The organism is Paramaledivibacter caminithermalis DSM 15212 (assembly GCF_900142245.1).
Taxonomy (GTDB): domain Bacteria; phylum Bacillota; class Clostridia; order Peptostreptococcales; family Caminicellaceae; genus Paramaledivibacter; species Paramaledivibacter caminithermalis.
The window spans coordinates 1-20,638 of record NZ_FRAG01000057.1 but is presented as its reverse complement, the minus strand read 5'-3'; the positions used below and the strand labels follow the sequence as shown (position 1 = coordinate 20,638).

The 20,638-nt window shown below is 31.7% G+C and carries 25 protein-coding genes and 1 pseudogene; 5 read left to right on the top strand and 21 right to left on the bottom strand.

Translation table 11 applies throughout. The features are described from left to right. The 11 genes from BUB36_RS15745 to BUB36_RS20565 all read right to left on the bottom strand — a co-directional run. On the bottom strand, positions 1–881 hold an 881-nt coding region (locus BUB36_RS15745; RefSeq protein ID WP_073152448.1), incomplete at its 3' end, for a phage portal protein. An 85-nt stretch (positions 882–966) separates the two neighbouring features. Next, positions 967–1,539 carry a hypothetical protein gene (locus BUB36_RS15740; protein WP_073152446.1) on the bottom strand — a complete coding sequence of 191 codons (573 nt, stop codon included), beginning with the start codon at positions 1,537–1,539 and terminating at the stop codon, positions 967–969. A gap of 14 nt (positions 1,540–1,553) precedes the next feature. After that, positions 1,554–1,727 carry a hypothetical protein gene (locus BUB36_RS19805; RefSeq protein ID WP_165613112.1) on the bottom strand — a complete coding sequence of 58 codons (174 nt, stop codon included), beginning with the start codon at positions 1,725–1,727 and terminating at the stop codon, positions 1,554–1,556. A 275-nt stretch (positions 1,728–2,002) separates the two neighbouring features. Then, entirely contained in the window at positions 2,003–3,547 is a 1,545-nt protein-coding gene (locus tag BUB36_RS15735; RefSeq protein WP_073152443.1) for a terminase large subunit, read from the bottom strand. Continuing rightward, positions 3,547–4,017, bottom strand: a complete 471-nt coding sequence (locus tag BUB36_RS15730; protein WP_073152440.1) for a phage terminase small subunit P27 family — start codon at positions 4,015–4,017, stop codon at positions 3,547–3,549. The genes BUB36_RS15735 and BUB36_RS15730 overlap by 1 nt, the downstream gene beginning before the upstream one ends. 114 nt (positions 4,018–4,131) lie before the next feature. Further along, positions 4,132–4,320 (bottom strand): hypothetical protein, encoded by a 189-nt coding sequence (locus tag BUB36_RS15725; protein WP_073152437.1) that lies wholly within the window; start codon positions 4,318–4,320, stop codon positions 4,132–4,134. Positions 4,321–4,398: 78 nt separating this feature from the next. After that, positions 4,399–5,187 carry a virulence-related protein gene (locus tag BUB36_RS15720; protein WP_073152434.1) on the bottom strand — a complete coding sequence of 263 codons (789 nt, stop codon included), beginning with the start codon at positions 5,185–5,187 and terminating at the stop codon, positions 4,399–4,401. Between the two features lie 101 nt (positions 5,188–5,288). Further along, a complete protein-coding gene (locus BUB36_RS15715) occupies positions 5,289–5,468 on the bottom strand; it encodes a hypothetical protein (RefSeq protein WP_073152431.1) in 180 nt (59 codons plus the stop codon). Between the two features lie 85 nt (positions 5,469–5,553). Continuing rightward, complete coding sequence (locus BUB36_RS15710) at positions 5,554–5,997, bottom strand: JAB domain-containing protein (protein ID WP_073152428.1); 444 nt, start codon at positions 5,995–5,997, stop codon at positions 5,554–5,556. 65 nt (positions 5,998–6,062) lie between these two features. Next, positions 6,063–7,079, bottom strand: coding sequence for a DNA modification methylase (locus BUB36_RS15705; RefSeq protein WP_330390522.1), 1,017 nt, complete (start codon positions 7,077–7,079; stop codon positions 6,063–6,065). A gap of 62 nt (positions 7,080–7,141) precedes the next feature. Then, positions 7,142–7,303 (bottom strand): ParB N-terminal domain-containing protein, encoded by a 162-nt coding sequence (locus tag BUB36_RS20565; RefSeq protein WP_330390521.1) that lies wholly within the window; start codon positions 7,301–7,303, stop codon positions 7,142–7,144. Between the two features lie 125 nt (positions 7,304–7,428). On the opposite strand from BUB36_RS20565, the gene BUB36_RS15700 reads away from it, so the two are divergent. Both BUB36_RS15700 and BUB36_RS15695 read left to right on the top strand, forming a co-directional pair. Continuing rightward, on the top strand, positions 7,429–7,797 hold the full coding sequence (locus tag BUB36_RS15700; protein WP_073152425.1) for an AbrB/MazE/SpoVT family DNA-binding domain-containing protein: 369 nt from the start codon (positions 7,429–7,431) through the stop codon (positions 7,795–7,797). A 2-nt stretch (positions 7,798–7,799) separates the two neighbouring features. Further along, complete coding sequence (locus BUB36_RS15695; protein WP_006317359.1) at positions 7,800–8,090, top strand: type II toxin-antitoxin system RelE/ParE family toxin; 291 nt, start codon at positions 7,800–7,802, stop codon at positions 8,088–8,090. Positions 8,091–8,386: 296 nt separating this feature from the next. Here BUB36_RS15695 and BUB36_RS15690 read toward each other — a convergent pair whose 3' ends face one another. The 4 genes and pseudogenes from BUB36_RS15690 to BUB36_RS15680 form a co-directional block, all read right to left on the bottom strand. Beyond that, positions 8,387–8,764, bottom strand: a complete 378-nt coding sequence (locus BUB36_RS15690; protein WP_073152422.1) for an HNH endonuclease — start codon at positions 8,762–8,764, stop codon at positions 8,387–8,389. A gap of 146 nt (positions 8,765–8,910) precedes the next feature. Beyond that, positions 8,911–9,036, bottom strand: a complete 126-nt coding sequence (locus BUB36_RS20415) for a hypothetical protein (protein WP_278247855.1) — start codon at positions 9,034–9,036, stop codon at positions 8,911–8,913. A gap of 116 nt (positions 9,037–9,152) precedes the next feature. Further along, the gene (locus BUB36_RS15685) at positions 9,153–10,130 is read right to left on the bottom strand and encodes a ParB N-terminal domain-containing protein (protein WP_073152420.1); all 978 of its coding nucleotides are present in this window, start codon (positions 10,128–10,130) and stop codon (positions 9,153–9,155) included. Continuing rightward, a pseudogene (locus tag BUB36_RS15680) lies at positions 10,127–10,870 on the bottom strand (ParA family protein); the annotation flags it as partial. The pseudogene BUB36_RS15680 and the gene BUB36_RS15685, both read right to left, overlap by 4 nt. 155 nt (positions 10,871–11,025) lie before the next feature. Between BUB36_RS15680 and BUB36_RS15675 the strand changes: the two are divergent. After that, positions 11,026–11,241 (top strand): helix-turn-helix transcriptional regulator, encoded by a 216-nt coding sequence (locus BUB36_RS15675; RefSeq protein WP_073152414.1) that lies wholly within the window; start codon positions 11,026–11,028, stop codon positions 11,239–11,241. Here BUB36_RS15675 and BUB36_RS15670 read toward each other — a convergent pair. The 3 genes from BUB36_RS15670 to BUB36_RS15660 all read right to left on the bottom strand — a co-directional run bounded on the left by BUB36_RS15670 (position 11,238) and on the right by BUB36_RS15660 (position 16,209). Further along, the gene (locus BUB36_RS15670) at positions 11,238–12,944 is read right to left on the bottom strand and encodes an ATP-binding protein (RefSeq protein ID WP_106406522.1); all 1,707 of its coding nucleotides are present in this window, start codon (positions 12,942–12,944) and stop codon (positions 11,238–11,240) included. The genes BUB36_RS15675 and BUB36_RS15670 overlap by 4 nt on opposite strands. Further along, the gene (locus BUB36_RS15665) at positions 12,934–14,100 is read right to left on the bottom strand and encodes an SIR2 family protein (RefSeq protein WP_073152408.1); all 1,167 of its coding nucleotides are present in this window, start codon (positions 14,098–14,100) and stop codon (positions 12,934–12,936) included. Before BUB36_RS15665 ends, BUB36_RS15670 begins: the two co-directional genes overlap by 11 nt. A 387-nt stretch (positions 14,101–14,487) precedes the next feature. After that, positions 14,488–16,209: an AIPR family protein gene (locus BUB36_RS15660; protein WP_073152405.1), complete on the bottom strand. Its 1,722-nt coding sequence runs from the start codon at positions 16,207–16,209 to the stop codon at positions 14,488–14,490. A gap of 548 nt (positions 16,210–16,757) precedes the next feature. Between BUB36_RS15660 and BUB36_RS15655 the strand changes: the two genes are divergently transcribed. Further along, on the top strand, positions 16,758–17,270 hold the full coding sequence (locus BUB36_RS15655; protein ID WP_073152402.1) for a helix-turn-helix domain-containing protein: 513 nt from the start codon (positions 16,758–16,760) through the stop codon (positions 17,268–17,270). Here BUB36_RS15655 and BUB36_RS15650 read toward each other — a convergent pair. Together BUB36_RS15650 and BUB36_RS15645 are read right to left on the bottom strand one after the other, a co-directional pair. Then, positions 17,265–18,320, bottom strand: coding sequence for an IS3 family transposase (locus BUB36_RS15650; RefSeq protein WP_073152399.1), 1,056 nt, complete (start codon positions 18,318–18,320; stop codon positions 17,265–17,267). The two genes, BUB36_RS15655 and BUB36_RS15650, sit on opposite strands and share 6 nt — an antisense overlap. Continuing rightward, positions 18,317–18,823: a transposase gene (locus BUB36_RS15645; RefSeq protein WP_165613111.1), complete on the bottom strand. Its 507-nt coding sequence runs from the start codon at positions 18,821–18,823 to the stop codon at positions 18,317–18,319. The genes BUB36_RS15650 and BUB36_RS15645 overlap by 4 nt, the downstream gene beginning before the upstream one ends. A gap of 92 nt (positions 18,824–18,915) precedes the next feature. Here BUB36_RS15645 and BUB36_RS15640 point away from each other — a divergent pair, with 92 nt between their 5' ends. Next, on the top strand, positions 18,916–19,491 hold the full coding sequence (locus BUB36_RS15640) for an IS630 family transposase (RefSeq protein WP_073152393.1): 576 nt from the start codon (positions 18,916–18,918) through the stop codon (positions 19,489–19,491). Between the two features lie 332 nt (positions 19,492–19,823). Here BUB36_RS15640 and BUB36_RS15635 read toward each other — a convergent pair. Beyond that, a partial coding sequence (locus BUB36_RS15635; RefSeq protein ID WP_207550838.1) for a recombinase zinc beta ribbon domain-containing protein occupies positions 19,824–20,638 on the bottom strand: 815 nt, incomplete at its 5' end.

The following is a 20,638-nucleotide window of genomic DNA, read 5'->3' as shown; positions in this document are numbered from 1 at the left end:
GCATGTTCTAAATCTCCAATAAGATGAGGAGGTACTCTATAAATTCTACATATTTCATTTATCTGAAATTTTCTTGTCTGTAGAAACTGTGCATCCTCTGGTGGTATTCCTATTTCATGGTATTTCATTCCTTCTTCTAGTACAGCTACTTTATGTGAATTTCCTACACCCCTATATACCTCTTCCCACTGTTTTCTTAGTTTTTCAGGATCTTTTAAAACCCCCGGATGTTTAAGTATTCCTCCTGGTCTTGCTCCATTTCCAAAGAATCTTGAACCAAATTCCTCAACTGCAAGGGCTAATCCTACAGCTTCCCTAGCAGCAGATATTGGAGATATACCAGTAAGTCCATTAAAAGAAAGTCCTGGTATATGAAATATTTTCTCTTTAGGGTAAATTATCTGTTTGCTGTCAATAAAATATTTATATTTAATTTTCTTAGTTTCTTTATCTCTTTCTACTACCATCTTATCTGGCTGTAGGGGATAAATCTCTACTATATTACCTGCTCCATCTCTTACTATTTCAGCGTATGCATTTCCCCATAGTAGAAGGTGAGTCATCATTGTTTCCCTAAAAGAAAAGCTGGTCATTTCTTCATTAGGTAAATCATGAAGGATTAAATACAACGGGTGATTTATAGCCTTTTCCTTTCCTTTAGTTTTTCTAATATATAAAGGAAGAGGTAAGCTGGCCAATGTTTCTGCAATTACTCTAACACATGCATAAACTGCTGTTGATGTTATAGCGTTGTATTCAGATACGTTTTTTCCAGCATTAGACTGAAGTCCAATATCTTCAGACATTAAAAAAGCCTTGATTTTATCATCAAGACTTGAATTTCTTTTTTCAAATAGTTTTGTTATGAAGGGTATTTTCAAGAATTCACCTCCTACAGTTTTACTCCCTCACTACGTTTATATGCAATTTGAATACAAACGCAAAAACGGGCATTAAAAAAGAGACTTATTCAGTCTCTCTGTTTTCATCCTTTTCAATTAATTCATCTTCCCGGAGAATTTTTATAAGCTGCAACAATTCGTCTTCTTTATAATCCTTTTCAAGTTTAACAAATCCAAATTTTTTATATAAATCAATTAAATAAGGTATGTTTTTACATTCAAGCATTATAATTCTTCCACCTAAACGCATTTGTCCATCTAAAACTGTACTTAAACAGTATTGCATAATTTCGAATCCTGTGATTTTATCTTTATGTAAATCATTTTTACCTACTTGTCCAATTAAAATAGCTGGAAATTCAGTAATTCTTTTTCCATTAATTTTAGCACTAAATCCATCAAAATTTTTGATTTTCCGATTAGATAATGATTCAGGAATTTTTAGAACTTGTAAAGCTATAGTAAAATAAGCTAGAACTTTAAATTCTTCATCGTCCTCATCATAAATTAAAAAGGTTCTGCTCTTTCCTAGCTTTTCAAATAAAATAGCCCTCTCTTTTAGAAAATTTTCTATGTCATTATCTTTTTTGCAAACAAAAATAGAAATAAGTTCCTGAGCTCTTTGCTCATCACTCATTTCTATAAGTTTCTTTAACGAGATAACATTCGTCTTAATTTTAACTCACCTTGCCTTTCTCTCTCAGGCAATGTTAATGTTCTATCTATTTTTACACTTTTAGCAGGATTAGTAATTATTTTAGTAAAAGAATCTATAGCCTTCTTACTATCTAAAGTAAAATCTTTATTAAATGATGAAGTAGCCATTCTTCATCCCTCCTTATAAGCATCATCAAAATTTTCTTAAAGTAAATATATATGCCTTTATTATAAATATATTTAAAATCCTAAATAATATCCTTCTTATTTCATTATATTAATATTATATCCTCTGTGCAATTATTTAGTTATCATTTTTTATAATAAAAATCATTCAATTGGAGACTAATTTTTTTTCGTTAATTTGTCCTTTCAGCATTTTGATATTATTTTTGTCTTTCACTTAATTTAATTATAACATAAAAATATAAAATGATGTAGATCTATATCATTATAATCCCTCTCTCATCATACACAGACTCCTTATTCTCATTTCTTATAGCTCTATCAAGTGCCATAATCATTGCAACAGCACCGTCAATCTTTTCTGTACTTTTCTGTTTATCAGGCTTTATATTTCCTGCTGGGTCAGTTCTAACATGTATGTTATCCATCATCCACTTTAAAACAGGATGTCCTCCATGGGCTATTTTCTTTTCTAGGGTAAGTTTCATAAGTTCTTTTGTGGGTGGAGACATATCTTTATAACCTTGTCCGAAGGGAACTACTGTAAATCCTAATCCTTCTAAATTTTGCACCATCTGTACTGCTCCCCAACGGTCAAAAGCTATTTCTTTAATGTTGTACTTAGTGCCTAGTTCTTCTATAAATTTTTCAATAAATCCATAGTGTATGACATTTCCTTCTGTTGTTTTAAGGTAGTCTTGCTGCTCCCATATATCATAAGGGACATGGTCCCTTCTTACTCTTAGTTTTAAATTATCTTCTGGTATCCAAAAGTGAGGTAGTACATAGTATTTATCATCTCCTGGTATTGGTGGAAAAACTAATACAAAAGCCGTTATATCAATGCTACTTGAAAGGTCAAGTCCACCATAGCATATTCTCCCTTTAAGTTTTTCAGGATTAACTTCGAAGGAGCACTTATTCCATATATCCATAGGCATCCATCTGACTGATTGCTTCACCCACTGGTTAAGTCTTAGCTGTCTGAAGATATTTTCTTCTGCTGGATTTTCTTTTGCACTTAAAAAGGCTGCTCTTACTTTTTCTATATCAATGGTATGGCCCAAAGACGGATTTGCCTTATACCAGTTCTTTTCATCGGTCCAATCGTCACCTTCATCTATTCCATATATCACAGGGTAAAAAGTAGGGTCAATCTTTTTCCCTCTTAGTATATCTTCTGCCTTTTGATGAACTTCCCAGCAAATAGAATTTCTATCATTTCCAGCTGTTGTTATTAAAAAGAAAAGAGGCTGCTTTCTTGCATCACCACTTCCCTTTGTCATAACATCATATAAATCTCTATTAGGCTGGGCATGTAGTTCATCCATTATAACTCCATGAACATTCAGCCCATGTTTTGTGTAGGCCTCCGCTGATAGAACTTGATAAAAACTAGCGGTAGGCATATACACTAATCTCTTTTGTGAAATTACAGGTTTAATTCTTTTTTTAAGTGCTGGGCACTGTTCAACCATTTCTACTGCTACATCAAATACAATAGACGCCTGCTGTCTATCTGCCGCACATCCATAAACTTCAGCTCCCCATTCTCCATCTGCACAAGTAAGATATAGGGCCACAGCTGCTGCAAGTTCACTTTTACCATTCTTTTTGGGTATTTCAATATATGCAGTATTATACTGTCTATACCCATCTTCTTTAACAGTTCCAAATATATCTCTAATGATTTTATCCTGCCATGGTAGAAGGTCAAAAGGTACTCCATGCCATACTCCCTTTGTATGTTTTAGATTATTTATAAACTTAACTGCCCTTTCTGCTTTTTTCTCATCAAACATTATTTCACCCTCAGTAAGCTTTCCATTGGATCATCAGTATCCGTCTTTTCTGTGTTTATTCTAATTCTAGTTCGTGCTGCTGGAGTAAGTCCAAACTCAGAGCAGAAATCCTTCATTACCTTAAGATACGTCTGGGCTATGGATACCTGTGGTACCTGCTGAATATATCCTGATGGTGTTTTAAAGATAGTACCATGCTTTGATAAAAACTCCTCTGCTTCCTTCCACCTTGCATAAGCTTGACAGTATCCTGCAAAAGCTGCTGCATCTACCCCAGTTAGTACTCCTATAGCTTCTAGAGTTTTAGCCATTCGCTTCCATTCTTTCTTTGCTTCAGGTTCAAGCCATGACGGACACCTTGGTGCCTTCTTCTCTGGCTTGGGTTCATTTTTGTTAAGAGGTCTTTTTCCTGGATTACCTTCAAGTACCTTTAAAGCTGTAGGTTTTGGTTTTCTTCCTCGTGTCGCCATGGTATCACCTCCATTTCCCCTACATTTGCCCTGTAAGGGGTTTTTATCTTTATTCCAAGGGATTTAACCCATAACGAGAAAAAGAGCCTTTGTGGCCCTTTCTCCCAATACTTTTTAGTTCTCTACTTCCTTTTCAAATTCATCTATTAGGCTTTCATCTAAATCCCAAAACATTACTAGTTCTTCATAAATTTCTTTAATCTTATTTATATCTTCTTTTGCATCATCACCAAGTACACACTTCTTTTCCTTTGCTGTAAAAATCAGCCCCTCAAGAGTTGTTCTTATAAGCCATTTATCCATCCTTTACACCTCCCTATGTTTTTGTTATTACATTAATCACTCTGTACATAGGGAATTGCAAGATTTTTTCAATTCTTTCTAGTTATTTTTTTCTACATCATTTATATCTTTAGGTTGTACTTTTCTAAAAGCTCCGTTCCCTGATAGATTTTTAAGTAGTTCTTTCCTTGCCACCTTATACTCATCGCCAATCATTCCAAGTCTTAAAAGCCATGTTCTGAAAGTGTATTTTTCATTATCTGTAGGTTTAACTTTTGCTGAAGCATATTTTAATTTTTTAGCGTTTTGATTTAGAATGGATACAAATTGCTTAAAAACTTCTTTCTTTTCAGGATTTTCTTCCCCTTGTAAAAATTTAAAGGTTATTGTTTTATCATAAAAATCAAATTCAATTCCCTGGCAGCTTCTTTCACCTATATCTTCAAGAGCAGTTTTAAAATCTTCCAAGGTTTCAATTTTAACTTCATTAATGCCAATAGAAAAATCGTCTCCTACTAAATCTTCTTCTATCTCAAAGGCTTTTTTAATAAGAGCTTGTTTGCTGTAAATCATGTTAACTAGATTCCTTAAGGTTCTGCCACTATGCCCTTCCATTGGGAAGATAGCTTTAAAAAATATTTCTATGTTGGGTCCCTCACTATTTTGTATTTCAATGTTATCATTTATTACCTTTTCGTTTTTTGTTTCTCTAAAAAGTTTTTCAAGTTTTATTTCTTCTCCAAACGCTGTTATGATTTTTCCTTTCCTGTCAATAGTGTAGGTTTCATCTTCTGTTTTCAGTTGGTATGCAAAACTTGGTGCTCCTAGATATTTAGATTTCACTCCAAAACGTGTTTCTAATGCCTTTACAATTTCCTTTCTATCCATTTAAAATACCTCCCTGTGTTTTTTTGTTACTCTATACATCACTCTAAACACAGGTAAAGTCAAGGGATTTATTAATTATATAAAGAAAAAGAACTGATTTCTCAGTCCTCAATTTCAATAATCTCAAATTTTTTATTAAAGTCTTTTTCCTCAATCCAGTAATCACTTTCTCCTGTATCATCATCATTTACAAATATTTTGTATGACCCGCCGTCTTTATGCCTTAAAAAATAAAATTCTTCTTTTGTAATTTTGTCTTTACAAACTCCTGCATTTACCATCTTAACCCCTCCTGTGTTTTTTATTACTCTATATATCACTCTAAAACACAGATAAGTCAAGAAAAAAGTCTTAAAAGTAAAACTTTTACATCATATCTTTTTCTTTAAGGCTAAAATACTCATCTCCTATAATTACATGGTCAAGAACCTGTATTCCTAAAAGCTCACCTGCATCCTTTAATCTTTTTGTAACCCTGATATCCTCTGGACTAGGTTTCGGGTCTCCTGAAGGATGATTATGAAGTAGTAGAATTGATGATGCATTGCTAAGTAGTGCTCTTTTAAATACTTCCCTTGGATGAACAAGGCTTGAATCTACTGTTCCCCGACTTACTTCAAATAATCCTGTTACTTCATTTTTAGTACTTAAGGTTATTATCGAAAACACTTCTTCTGACATCTCGTGTAGATGTAAAATTTCCGTTGCTATCTTCCAAACTTCTGATGGTGAGTTTATCTTCTTGGCAATATCATACCTTGCTGCCTTTTCTTTAACTAATCTTATTGAATAGGTTGTGAAAGTTTTCATTTTCCTAACCTCCTGCGTTTTAGTGTAGTCTATATATCATTCTAAACACAGAAAATATCAAGTCTTTATTTTGTTATATCCGTATTTCTATAAGCTATTTTTTCTCCATCCCTTATTAGAAAAACTTCTTCATCAACTCCAACATAATCAATATATCTTTTAACAATCACATCCACATACTTTTCATCTAATTCCACAGCATAACATATTCTGTCGAGTTGTTCACAGGCAATAAGTGTTGACCCACTTCCCGCAAAGGGCTCTAGAACTATACAGTTACTAACAGAACTATTTTTTATAGGATATGCTATTAAGGGTATAGGTTTTGTAGTTGGGTGTAGTTTTGATTTTGTTGGTCTATCAAAATTCCAAACAGTAGTTTCTTGTCTTCCTGCATACCATTTGTGTTTTCCTTTCTTTTTCCAACCAAAAAGGCAAGGTTCATGTTTCCATTGGTAAGGACTTCTTCCTAAAACTAATGAATTTTTAACCCATTGACAAACCCCTGATAAATAAAATCCTGCATCTTCAAAAGCCTTTCTAAATATTAGTCCTTTAGTATCTGCATGAAATACATATATTGATGCGTCATCTACCATTACACTTTCCATGCTTTTAAAAGCATCAAATAAAAATTTATAAAAGTCATCATTATCAAGGTTGTCATTTTGTATGGTCCCTGCAGCTCCTTCATATGAAACGCCATAAGGGGGATCGGTAACCACTAAGTTTGCTTTCTTACCTTTCATAAGCTTCTCATAGGTTTCTGCTTTAGTACTGTCCCCACAGATAAGTCTATGTTTTCCAAGTATCCATATATCACCCTGTTTTGATATTGTTTCTTCTTCAAGAGCTGCATCTATATCAAAATCATCTTCTTTTACTTCTTTATCGTGGATATTCGAAAACAAATCTTCTATTTCTGCTGCATCAAATCCAGTAAGATCTATATCAAAATCTAGTTCTTTTAAATTCTCAAGTTCTAATGCTAATAGCTCTTTATCCCATCCAGCATCTAATGCTAATCTGTTATCTGCTAGGATATACGCTTTCTTCTGGGCCTCTGTTAAATGCTCTACCAAAACACATGGTACAGATTTGATTCCTTCTTCTTTTGCAGCTTCTATTCTTCCATGGCCTGCAATTATATTTTTTCTTTATCTATTAGTATTGGATTTACAAAGCCAAATTCTCTAAGACTACTTCTAAGTTTTTTTATCTGCTCTTTGCTATGAGTTCTGGCATTATTAGCATAAGGGATAAGTTCATCTATGGGTAACACTTTTAATTCTTCTGTTCTTTTCATTCTTTATTCACCAACTTTCTTCTTAATTGAATTTTCTTTGTTTCTTTGTTATAATGATTATAAAGAAATAAAGATTTTGGTATTATTTTTATAAATTTTGCATATACTATAGGGAGGTTAGAGATATGAATGCAACTGTTATGGAGCGTGATAATATGGATCGTAAAATAATTAGCGTTTCTAAAAAACGTCAGATTACTATACCTTTAAAATTCTATAAACATCTTGGTCTTGATAATCAGGTCGAATGCACCCTTGAAGATGATTCTATTGTAATCAGACCCCTAAATAGAGATTCTGGTGAATTTTCTGTGGAAATACTAAAAGACCTTATTGCACAAGGTTACTCAGGTAATGAATTAATAAAAAAATTTGAGGCCCAAAGCAAGAATATCAAAAAAGCTATTACTCATATGCTTGAAGATGCAGATGCCATTGCTGCCGGAGAAAAGAAATCTGAAAGCTTTGAAGACATCTTTGGACCGGAGAACTAGATATGTATGAAATACAGTTCAATTCCCAGGCAGCACGTTATTTTAAAAAACTAAAAGAAAAACCTCTAAAAGATGCTTATAAAACAGCTTTACAAAAAATAAGTAAAGATCCTTATATTGGTCAGCCAAAGCGTGGCGATTTATCTGGCATCTATGGATATGATGTAAGATATCAAGGTACAAACTATGAAATTGCCTATACTATCAATGAAGTCAATGGTAAAAAAGTCATTGTACTTCTCGCTGGTACTCGTGAAAATTTTTATGAACAATTAAAGAGATATATTAAATAGCTCTCTTAATTTTAGGAGGGCTATTTTTGTGCATATTTCTCATACTAAAAAAGTACACTTAAACTGCCCTTTAAAGAGGGATTTTTCAGGTGCTATATTTTCTATAACCCCTTTTATTTCAATGCTCCAAGCCTAACTATTGCCCTTTGACCCCCTCCCCTTGAATTTTGCGAATTAATCTGTGAAGGGCCCGCACCGTTCCTTTATTTTCAATGTTTTGATATGTTATACCCCTACCCCTATGTAAATTATCTACAAGATACCAACAGTTTGCCCACAGAGTTATCCACATATATTTAGTAGGTGTACACCTTATTTTTCCTTCCCCATCGACCATCTTCTTTTGCTGTTTTCCTATCGTGACATGATTTACAAAGCGACTGAAGGTTATCTTCATCCCAAAATAAAGCTTCATTACCATGATGGGGTACAATATGGTCCACAACAGCTGCAGAGGTAAGTCTTCCATTCTTTTCACACTCTACACAAAGAGGTTGTTTTGCTAACACCTTTTTCCTTAACCTTTGCCATCTACTGCTGTTATAAAGTTTTTTATATTTTCTGCTTCTGTTATATTTCTTTGTCTCTTCCTTCTGATGTTTCTCGCAATACTTTATTTCCGTCAGTTCTGGGCAGCTGGGGTAGCTGCACATGCGTTTTGGTTTTCTGGGCATAGTTTTTCTCCTTTTTCAATTTTTCTTTAAAACAAACAGGGAACATGCAGTACACCTTCTTTGGTGTAAGCCATGTTCCCCAAGGGCATTTTTTACATTTTCTCATTTTTTTCATCTCCAAATTCAATCATTGAAAAAGCCACCGATTATTTATCAGTGGCTATAGGAAACGGATTAAATGGATTGTCCAATGGATCAATCTTATACTTTTTTATCATAAATTGATTAACCTTCTTATGTTCAGTTTCTGTAATGAGACCTTCTAACTTCAACTGATCTAAAAGAGCAAGTTGTACTGCATATTTAAATCTGTTTCATTTCTTTTCTGGAAGATGTGATAAATCTGGTTTATATTCATTTTCACGTTCTTCAAAATTCTTTGACATGCTCACACCTCCTTGTTCTGATCAAAATACATTTCTAAAGCTTTTTCGATGATTTCTTCAATTTCTTTGGGCTTTTGGTTCTCGTCAAAAAATCGATAGATGAGTTCTCTTTTCAACTTGAAAACAGAAGCTTTTTTCTTTTTCTTCTTTTGATCAATTTCACCAGATAATATCCTTTCGATTGTTTCAGGATTTAATTTTCCTAATTTAGAATATGTCTTAAGTAATTCTGCTTTTTTCAAATCAACCTTGTAATTATTTTCGTTAGTAATTTCATGAACCAGTCCTTGTTCATTTTCATTCAAATAAGATATTGATACAGCAGGAATAAAAGCAATCTCTCCATCATCCACTTTCTTTAATAATTCATCGATTAGGTAATTAAGCCTGATATATCTTGCGACTGTATCTTTAGATAAATCATAATTTTGACCGACTTTTTCTAGACTTGTTAACTTCTTCGCAACTTGCGAAGAAGTTTCGAAATCCTCTATTTTATCAGCATTTACAAGGTTTTTTATTTCATTGATCAAATCTGTTCTCACGCCTTGCTGACTCAATGCATCATGATGAGCTTTTAATGCTTTAGCCCTCTCTGATGGAAGCATATCTGAAAATGAACGCTGCATAAGGTTTGTTTCAGTAACAATAAGCATGGCTTCATCATCTGTAAGATTATCTTTTATGACGACTGGAACCTTGTCTAACCCTGCAAGTCTTGCAGCATTTACCCTGTTATGCCCTGAAAGTATTTCATAAGTTTCATTTTCAGATTTTCGAACGATAATCGGAAGCATAATGCCCATTTCTTTAATGCTTTGGACCATATCATCTAGGCGTTTACCTTCGTAAATTTTGAAAGGATGATTATGAAAAGGTTTAAGTGTATTAATATCGAGTTCAACGACACCAGTATTTTCAGTTGGCTCTTCTATTTTCCCAAAAATCTCTTCAAAACTTTGTAATTTCTTTTCACTCATCTTAAATATTCCTCCACAAATTTAGTATAGGCTACGGCTACTTTATGCCCTGGTTGATATTCAATAATACTTTTATTCTTAAGATTTGATTCCCCTACCTTAACCGAGGCAGGAATCTTATTTTCAAATACTTTAATCTGTTTTCCATAGGCTTCATCAATTAGATTTACAATTTCTTTTGAAAGAATTGTTCTTTCAGTAAACATGGTGATGAGAATGCCATCAATCTCAATACTAGGATTGATTCTTCTTTTAACTTTAAGGATCGTTTTTAAAAGAAGCTCAAGTCCCTTAGCGGATAGATACTGAGGAGTTGCAGTTATTAATACACTATTGCATGCGACTAAAGCATTAATCGTTAGCATTCCTAGTGAAGGCATACAGTCAATGATAATGTAATCATAGTCATCTTTAACTTCTTGGATTATTGACTTAAGTGTTAGCTCCCTACTCATTGCATTGACCAAATTAACCTCTACAGCTGAAAGTTCGATACTACAGGGTATGAAGTCCAATTTACCATTAGAAATGATAAATTGCTCTTTTGATTGCAACTCCTTTTCTCCAATCACTGCCATCATAAGATGATAAATCGTAGTATCAAGCTCTTCTGGTCGATCAATTCCCATGCACATTGTTAAGTTGCTTTGAGGATCAAAGTCGATTAACAAAACTTTCTTGCCTTGTTCTGCTAAAGCATATCCAAGATTCATTGTAGTTGTGGTTTTGCCTACGCCACCTTTTTTGTAAACTAATTAGTGTCTTTGTATATTTTATTATATCTTATGTTAATAATAATGTAAACTGTAAAGTTTCTTTAGAATCAAATTTATTGCCTCAGTACATAATTTAGTGTATAGTTACTATATAAATAATCTTTGGAAGGTGTGATTTTATGGCTTTTTCAATGGGCGAAAAAATTCGTATTGTACTTAGACGAAAAAAATTGACAATCACTGATTTAGCGACTGCCATTGGTACGTCTCGTCAAAACTTAACGAATAAATTAAATCGAGATAATTTCTCAGAAAAAGAACTCCAGCAGATTGCTGAAGCTCTTGGATGTCGTTTTGAGGGTTATTTTATTTTTGAGGATGGGGAAAGAGTTTAACTTTTCATCTTAAACCTTGGTGTTTTAGAATCAGGAACTAGTTTAGGTTTGTTTATTTTTATTGTCAACGGCATTGGAAAATCAATACCAGTTAGAATAGCCTCCCCTTCACCTAATACTGGTAAAAAAGATAATACACTACTATTGGCAGAAGAACATGCATGTCTTATAGACTCTTTATCATTATAATTAATTAATCTATGTACTAGGAAAGTTCCCATTTGGCTCAATGTGCCAACTGGAATATCTCTAGGCATTTGTGTAGCTATACATAAAAACAATCCATATTTTCGGCATTCTTTCGCAATTTGATCAAATGCAGTTAAAGAAGAATTTTCAAAATAATCATCAACTACTTTGTTATTTAAAAACTGATGTGCTTCATCTAGTATTAGAACAATTGGATTCTCCTTAAATTTCATAGTTCTTGCTAATGTAAGCATATATTTACCTATTGCATTAGCAATAATCTCTCTAGCTTGGAATTGAAAACCAACTTTTTCGAAACTAATTCTCAATAATCCTTTATCTTTATCTCCTAAAAATTTATTAATAATTGAAGTTAATTCACTCTCCTCAATTGGATCCTTATCAAATCCAAATAGTTCTTTAAAAAGCCCTGTATTAAGAAGATTAGATGCTCTAGAGATTAAACTTACACAATTTGAAACGTCATTTTCATTTCTTCCCCCATACTTCTTATCATCATATTTATCAGAATCGTAGATGCATTCTTCAGTAATTTGACGTGGTAAGTTAGCAATATCAAATGTTAACAGACCATTTTCAATTTTTTCAATGTTGGTGTAACAAAATCGATCATATTTCCTACGATCTTTCCCTGCCTTTTTTATTATCCCATCTACTTTGAATTCATTTAATTCATTTATCCCTTCTCTTTCATCTATTCTATATGCTTTAAGTGATCTTATTGCCTCCAATAATTTAGGTTGTTGAACTCTACCTGCTGGCTTTAGAAGAAAGAATATGTCTTCAACTGTTAATTTTTCATAATGAAAGAAAGAATCCTCACCTAAATTAAACGATACTGTATTTTCATCAACTAAATTTAAATACTCACCTGTTGGATCAATAAGTATAGCTTTACTACCATTCTCTTTTAAATGCTGAATAATTCTAGCAACACTCCAACTTTTCCCCCCACCAGTTGTGCCAACAATTGCACAATGTCTACTTAGTAAGGCTTGTTGACTTATAATAACAGTTGTATTTCTATTTGATGTTAATGTTCCTATTTCCATTATTGGTTCATCTTTATAATTCTTGTTACCAAATCTAATTAAATAATCTTGAATAAATTCACTAGGACAAACAAAAACCTTAGATCCAATATTGGGATAACAATCAAGCCCTTTATTGATTTCTTTATAATTAAAATAATCGAAAGACAACAATATTTCCACCTTAGCAGTTGGATGGAAATCAGAGCTTTGAAAAGCTTTTTCGCTTAACCCAAGTCTTTCTTTCTCAGGTAAATCCAACTCAAGTATTTTTCCTATAAATCCATAATTTTCTCCTTCAATAGTAACAAAATCACCAATTAATCCTCCATTAAATTCTTCACCGGAAAATATAAACTTATTAAGGAGTACAGAAGATGGAAAATGCACTTTAACAAATTGAGGATTTACATGATTTACATACCCAATAAAATAATTATGATCAAATGGTTTATTCATCATGTCCATCTCCTATATTAATTTTTCCATGCATTTGATATATCTCTGAATAAGGGTAGTTTCTTGAAAAATCATCAAATTTTTCATTAATCAATGTAACATTATTATTGTCTTTTGAATACTCCTTTAATTGAGTATATTTTCCTTCAACACTTACATCAGGAGATACAACCATTAATCTAATACTTGGATTTATGTTAATTGCTTCTAAAATCATAGAAGTAATGTGCTTATCATAATAACTAAAGCCGATAGTAATTAAATATGTATTTGGTTTTCTCAATTCTTGCTGAAATCTTGACATCATTTCAAAAAAAGGTTGTTCATATGAGGCTTCGTATTTACTATCCTTAGGATATATCATTACTGGCTTTTCTGTTTTTTCGGATTTTTTAATATAATCATTTTCTCTTTCCCAATCCAATGATCCATGTGGTTTATACAAATGAAACACTCTAGATACATAGTTTTCTTCATTAGAAATTCTGCTATTTGAACGAACTACAAAGTCATAGTCAAAGTTCTGTCCATTAAATTTTCTTGGATAGCTAAATGAAAATCCATCAATTACAATATAGCCATTCTTAGATGCTGCTTGTTCAAATAAAGTGTCATAATTTAAAGTGAATACTTTTAATCTCGGGTATTTGAGCTTCCTTGCTGTAGCTTTCTTAAGGAAAAGTTCATGTGGTGAAAATTCTGGCAATTCTAATGTGCAATCTTTTCTTATGATTGTTTCAATACTATTAATCATCTGTTGAATATTCATATCGTCAATAAACTCTTTTGCAATATTGGCTTTAGATAATAATGCCTCTAAATCAGTATTAAAATGTTTATAGTCAAATTTTACTTTATCACAAAATTCTTTAAGTTTATCTTCACCAATACTATCGCGTACACTTTCCCACAGCATTTTCATAGTTTTTCCTTTATTTTCTTTTCCAATTCCAACGGAAGTTCCAGCTCCCGATAATATAACAAAATTTTCAATATGACATGATAATTCTTTTTTATAATAATCTCTCATCATGCCATATGCATAGTCATTAGCACTTTTCCCGTCTAAATCTTCAACTTTTCTGCCATTAATGTAAACTTCATTACTTTCTTCATCATAGTTTATTGTTTTTGTACTCGTAAACAAAATCTGTGGCATTATTGTACCCCCTTTAAAATTATAATGGATACAATTATTATCACATAAAGTTATTATAATAACAAATATTTCAATTTAATAAGTAAGTACCTTTTTAGTACAAAACACAAAAAAGCCACGAAGTATCAAGTTAAAAAATCAACTTCCTAGCTTTTTTCTATCTTATATTCAATTATCCATCTACGTGTTTCCCAACACCACATTATATACCAACAAGCACTGTTATACCCCTTATGAGGGTCTTTTCTTCGAAATTTAGCTCATTTTTGTTGAAGGTATAAAAGTCCTCAAACCTTGTAAATTCAAGGATTATGAGCGGTTCTTCATACGTAGTCGTACCACGCACTCCACATGCATGGAGATTGGATTTTTGATTAAAAGAAAACACTATATTTCTTTTACAAAAAAATTTTTTATTAAAGTATCAGTAGTACTTTTTCTTTCAGATACTTTTCTATCTTTTATGTTTATCTCATGACTTGCATTCATGATCAAATTTACTGACTGCATAATAATATCCGAGAAAATATCTTTGTTTTTTAGAGAATCAATTATTTTATTGCAATATTCAATGATTTTTTTACTATTCATTGGAGGGATATTCGGCCCAGCAGAAACCATTCTATATAGCATCAATATGTGATATCTTAATCTCCATAGTTCATCTGATATTATTCCTTTATTAAAAGCATCTTCTATCATTGTATAAGTTATCGAAGATATATAATATGGTTCAAGTTTATGTTCTGAATCAAAGATTTCTCCTCCTATTTCCCTTGTTAATTTACCATAATAACCAGCTACTTGATGTGCCTTATTAAGAAACATCGCGGCAAAAACTTTAATTTGAGTTTCAATATTAATTATTCTATAACTTTCTATATCACTATCCCTGTATTGGTTTGTTCTACGTTCATAGAATATCTTCAAGTCATCATTAGGTAATGCATTATAAAATAATTCAAGGTTTTTTTGAAATTCGCTTAGTGCTTCAAGCTGTTCAATACCAACTGCAGTTTGATTATTAGTTGCTCTTGTAATTTGACTTTTTATATCATAATCATTGGTTATAATAATTTTCAATGGTATATAGACTCTTTCTATTCCTTCTTTATTCCTATTATCATAGAGAACATGACTAGTTTGACAGCCATTAACTATTTGATAGTTTGTAATGAACAAGTTATCACCCGCACCAGAAATTTGTTCTGCTACAACTGTAACCCCATTATTTAATATACAAAAATGCTCAAATTTTCCTTCTTTTAAGGTATCATTTATATCCTTATTTACCGGATTATCATCTTGTTCAAGATAATCTCTGATGTTATCATCATAAACCGATTTCATATTACCATCATCATCAATGATAATCTTTCGATATTCACTAAAAGGTAGTAATCCAGAATAAGCTACTTCTACTCCTGGTATAGGAGGTAAACTTACTTTCTTCTCAAAATGAATTTTAGCAGAATTAGGTTCTTTTGTCTTACGATATAAATTTTGCAGTTTTTTTGAATCACATGGTTGAAATTCAACTTTTTCAAATAGATTAGTATTGTCTAACTCACTCTTGTTCTTCTCAATTATTGTAACTAATGAGTCATCATTTTGCCAACTTCCATTACAAACGTAATATAGTTTGCATATTGGATTTCGTTCTTTCATAAATTGAGAGTTATTATAAATATAATTCTTCATATCAATAAAATTTTTCATTTCATCTGTTTTAAATACTTCTTCTGCATCATCATCAAAAAATACTTTTACCCATCGTAAAAATCCTTCTATTTCGGTTCCTTCAAATTTAGCAGATATTTTTGATTGAATAAAAACAAACGTAACGTTTAAAATTCTATTCATTTGAATTAGATCTTCAATTTCTTGAACTGTTGAACACAGTTTATTATTAACAATTATAGCTACTCCATCAATACCTTGTGTTCCTCGTCCTGTTAAAGTACTTTTTAACTCAAATCTTATAGAATCATACTCTTTATTAACAATACAATAATTTGCAAACCATTCAAATTGGTCATCTAATTTCATGTGTTGAATATTTTTACTTTTAACAAATTCATTAAGAAAACTTTTTATAATAACGTTCAAAATCAATCCCCCTCAAAAAAATATAAATAAACACTTTTTTTAATTTTTCAAAAATATAATAGGATAGTAAATATAAAATGTCCTTGATTCTAAAATATTTTCATAGTCATATTGTTAATAATTCTTTAATCTCTCACGAATTTTATAAAACTTATTATTAATTCTAAAATGTCTACCTATCATTTTGTGAATTTATACTATATGTTATTTTACTTTCTTAAAAGCTTTTTGAAATAATTCAAATTTGCTTAGCTTTGTCCTCTTTTCTACGTTTAGCTATATATTCTTCAACAGTCAACATGCAAAATCCTCCAAAAAACAAAAACAGGGTGCAACTATTGCCAAAAGTTACACCTATATTATACTATACAATTTCTAAAAATTTCTAATTTTTTATTATTTTATTTCTCCCCATAAAAACACATTTATTAAAATAAACTTATCTTCATATAAGGCTTAACTATAGGGATTACAAATTAAATTTAAAATATACGTAATAAAAAAACTTTTCTTCCAAAAACTAAAAGTATGGAAGAAGGTGTGTTAATATGGGAAGACCAAAAATACAAATAGATAAATTACATGGATATACGATAGAAGAATTAATTGAATTAAGAAATACTGCGGATTCGAAATTTGCTATACGCGTGTTAACTACAGTAATAATGAGATACAGAGGTTTCTCTAATGAACAAATTAATGAAGTTACAGGACTATGTAGTGCTACTATCATCTCTCATGTAAAAAGATGGAATCGCTTAGGAATAAAAGCTATAGTAGACTCTCGGGGTGGAAATCGTGATCCAAAGCTTAGTCCAGACATAGTAGATGATTTAATCTATGTAGTTCTTAACAAAAAGCCTGTGGACTTTGAATTCATAGGGCATACATGGACCTGTGGGTTATTATCATTATATATAAAACAATACTATGGTATAGATGTTTCAGTTAGTACTATTTGGACAATTTTAAAAAAGAATAACCTATCGTATAAAAGAGCAGAAACCAAACCTACTAAAGCTAACAAAGCAGAGCGGTGTTTGTCAAGTAAGTTGTCATAAAACTTTTTTCTTTAAGTTCTCTTTTTTGTCTAAATCATCCGTAGGATTAAGACTGACTTTTTTAATTTTATCCCAATTTCGTATATTCCTAGACCATCTACTAGGATTCTTAGCTTTAGCCTCCCTATAAACTTCTTTTCTGTTTTTAAGTATTTCATCATCTAAACCATAATGTCTATCATAGGGAGTTACATACTTTATACCACTGTGAAGAGAGCCTTTATTGTAAAAGTTAACAAATTCAAATACCCAGCTCCTAGCTTGTTCAATTGATTCAAAGCCTTTAACAGGGAAATCTTTATTCCATTTTAAGGTTCTAAAAAGAGCTTCTGAAAAAGGGTTGTCATTACTAACTCTAGGCCTAGAATATGATTTTGTTATGCCTAGCTTTTCAAGTAAAGCCTGAAAGCTCTGAGCCCTCATAGGACTTCCATTATCAGAATGAAGTACTAATGGTCTATCTAAAATTCCATGCTTAAATACAGCCTTTTTTACCAAAGACTCTGCATTAGATGATGATTCTTCTTCGTACACTTCCCATCCTACTATCATCCTACTGTATATGTCTAATATAAGATATAGTTTGTAATATCCTCCTTTAATTGGTCCTGGAAGCCATGTGATATCCCATGACCAAACTTCGTTAGGAGATACAGCTATATGAGTATCAATTGTTTTGACATTATGGGTTTTAACACCTGTTCTTTTAGTATTAAGCTTCGCTTCTTTCATTACTCTATAAAAGGTTGATTCTGAGGCTATATATACTCCTTCATCGGCAAGGCTAGGAACTATCTGAGATGGAGGTAAGTCCTTATACTTAGGTTGGTTTACTACTTTTAAAATCTTCTGTTTTTCTTCCTTTGTTAACTTATTCTTTGGACTAGGTCTTTTAGCCAATGGTCTCTTATCTTCTTTAGAGTTTTTCCATCTATAATAGGTTCTCGCCGATATATTCAGTTCTCTACAAGCTAGTTCTATTCTAGCTCCATTCTCATTTGCCTCATCGATTAGCTCTATGGCTGACTTGCGATCTGCGGCGCTAATCATTCGCCCTCTGGCTCCCCCAAAATCGCAGCTACCTTTTTTCTAAGTACTAAAAGTGCTGCTGTTTCGGCTAATGCTTTATTCTTTTTATCTAAATCATGCTCAAGCTGTTTAACTTTTTCCTTTTCACTTTTCAGTTCTTCCTCAAGTACATCTGCTGATTTACATCCATTGTCAAATGCTCCCTCTAGTAGCCTTCTCCATGCTTTTATATCCTGAGTATAGAGTCCATATTCTCTACAGTATCTTGATAATTCTTCTTCATTCATTGTAAATGTATCCATTACAATTTTAAGTTTATCTTCCTTTCTCCATTTTTTAAGTCGATTAGGATTACTGTTAGGTATTAATTTACCTTCTTTTCTAGCTTTTCTTTTCCAGCCATAGATAGTATTTGTAGATACTCCTGTTTCCTTAGATATTTCTGATACCTTTTTATTTATTGGAGGGGATATTTGTTTTAATATATCTTCAATATATTCTTTAGTATAGGTTCTGTTCTTCATATAGATTGTCATCCTTTCTCTTCTCACAATTATTATAACATCTATATGACAACTATTCTAACACAGGGGGGAGCAAGAAGCTTTTAAAAAAAATGTTAGAGACAATAGATACTTTAGAATCTTCAACTGATACGGTTGTATATGCATTAGACGAAACTAGTATCCGTACGGAATCTAATAATCGTGCTTCTTGGAGTGAGGTAGGGGCTGCACCTATCCTTGAAAAAAATGGTTCCCATAAAGGTATTAATATAGTTGGTTCTACTTGTATTTTTAATAACCATCACACCGTAAATGATATATATCCTTCTGATAAATCCATAACGTCAGAAGAAATAAAAACTCACATGGAATATTTGTTAGAAATCAATCCTGATAAAGAAGTTGTTGTCTTTCTTGATAATGCTAGAACTCATACAAGTATGGCCATGCAAGAGTTTTATATTAAGAAAAAATCTAAGCTTAAACTGATATTTCTACCAAAGTATTCACCAGATATGAATCCTCAAGAGAATGTGTGGAATTATCTTAAAGCCAAGTTGTTTAGACCTGCTTCTAGATCAAGTGTTTATGAATTAATCTCTGATGTTAAAGATATTATTGACGAACTTAATTCCAATATTGATAGAATTCGTTCATTGGCACATGGTAGAAGTTTCCTAGTATAAGTTTAGTTTTAATCTGAAAATCCTATATTTTTTATTCTATTTTGAATTTAAATAATTTAAGCTTAATAATTATTAATCCCATAACAATTAGTTCAGTTTTTTTTAAAATATTTTTTGTTGATTTTTGTATTTTTATAATATATCATAACATTATCTCTACTTATGAGAGGAGGCAATATATGAAGCAAAAGTGGAGCTGGAGAAAAATAAATTTTGAACTTAAATTTACTATTTTCCTTTTATGTGTAAATTTTAAGTTGTATCTAGAGAAATAGATTTTTCTCTAGTTCCACTTATAAATAAAATTTAAAAAAGCATATGTCTAATATTTATTAGTACAATATCTCCCTAATCACAACTCCTGTCTTCAAAACAAACTCCACCTCAACCAAAGATACAACTCTTATATTTTCTACTAATATTCTAAATAGTTCTTCATCAAAACTATCTATCTTATCATGTCTATTTAGAGTTTTCTCGATCTCTTTTACTCTTGAATAAATATTTTTATACTCTATTTCAGCTTCTTTATATGATAATCTTTTACTTCTTAAATTTTCCATTTCCTCAAACAATCTATTGTATTCATCATCATAAATATCTCTATCTATGCTATTCTTAGAATTTAATCTTATAAGATTTGTAATCTGCTCTCTTAGTTCTTCCAGTCTTGAATCGATTAATTTTATTTCTTCTTCATTCCTATTTTCATTTAATACTTTTTCTATATTACCCATCATTTTCTTTATTAATCCATCACTATCTTTTATTACCTTATTAGCCACTCTAACAAATGCTGCCTTTAGCTTTTCTTCATCTACTGCGTTCATACTGCAAGCTTTAGGACCTTTTTCATCTCTTGTTCTGCAGTTCCAAACATACTTCTTATATTTATTGGTAGGTCCCCATCGTTTTCTTCTGTAAACTGCCCCGCAGCTCCCACAAATTATCTTCCCTGAGAATGGATACTTACTGCTGTGTTTAGACCTTCTTTCTTTGTCACCAAAACCTCTAAGTTCTGATCGTCTTTTCATCTCTTTTTGAACAGCTTCAAACATTTCTTTACTTATTATAGCTGGGTGGCTATTTTCTACATAGTATTGAGGGGCTTGTCCCTCATTCTTCACTCTCTTATGTGTTAAAAAAT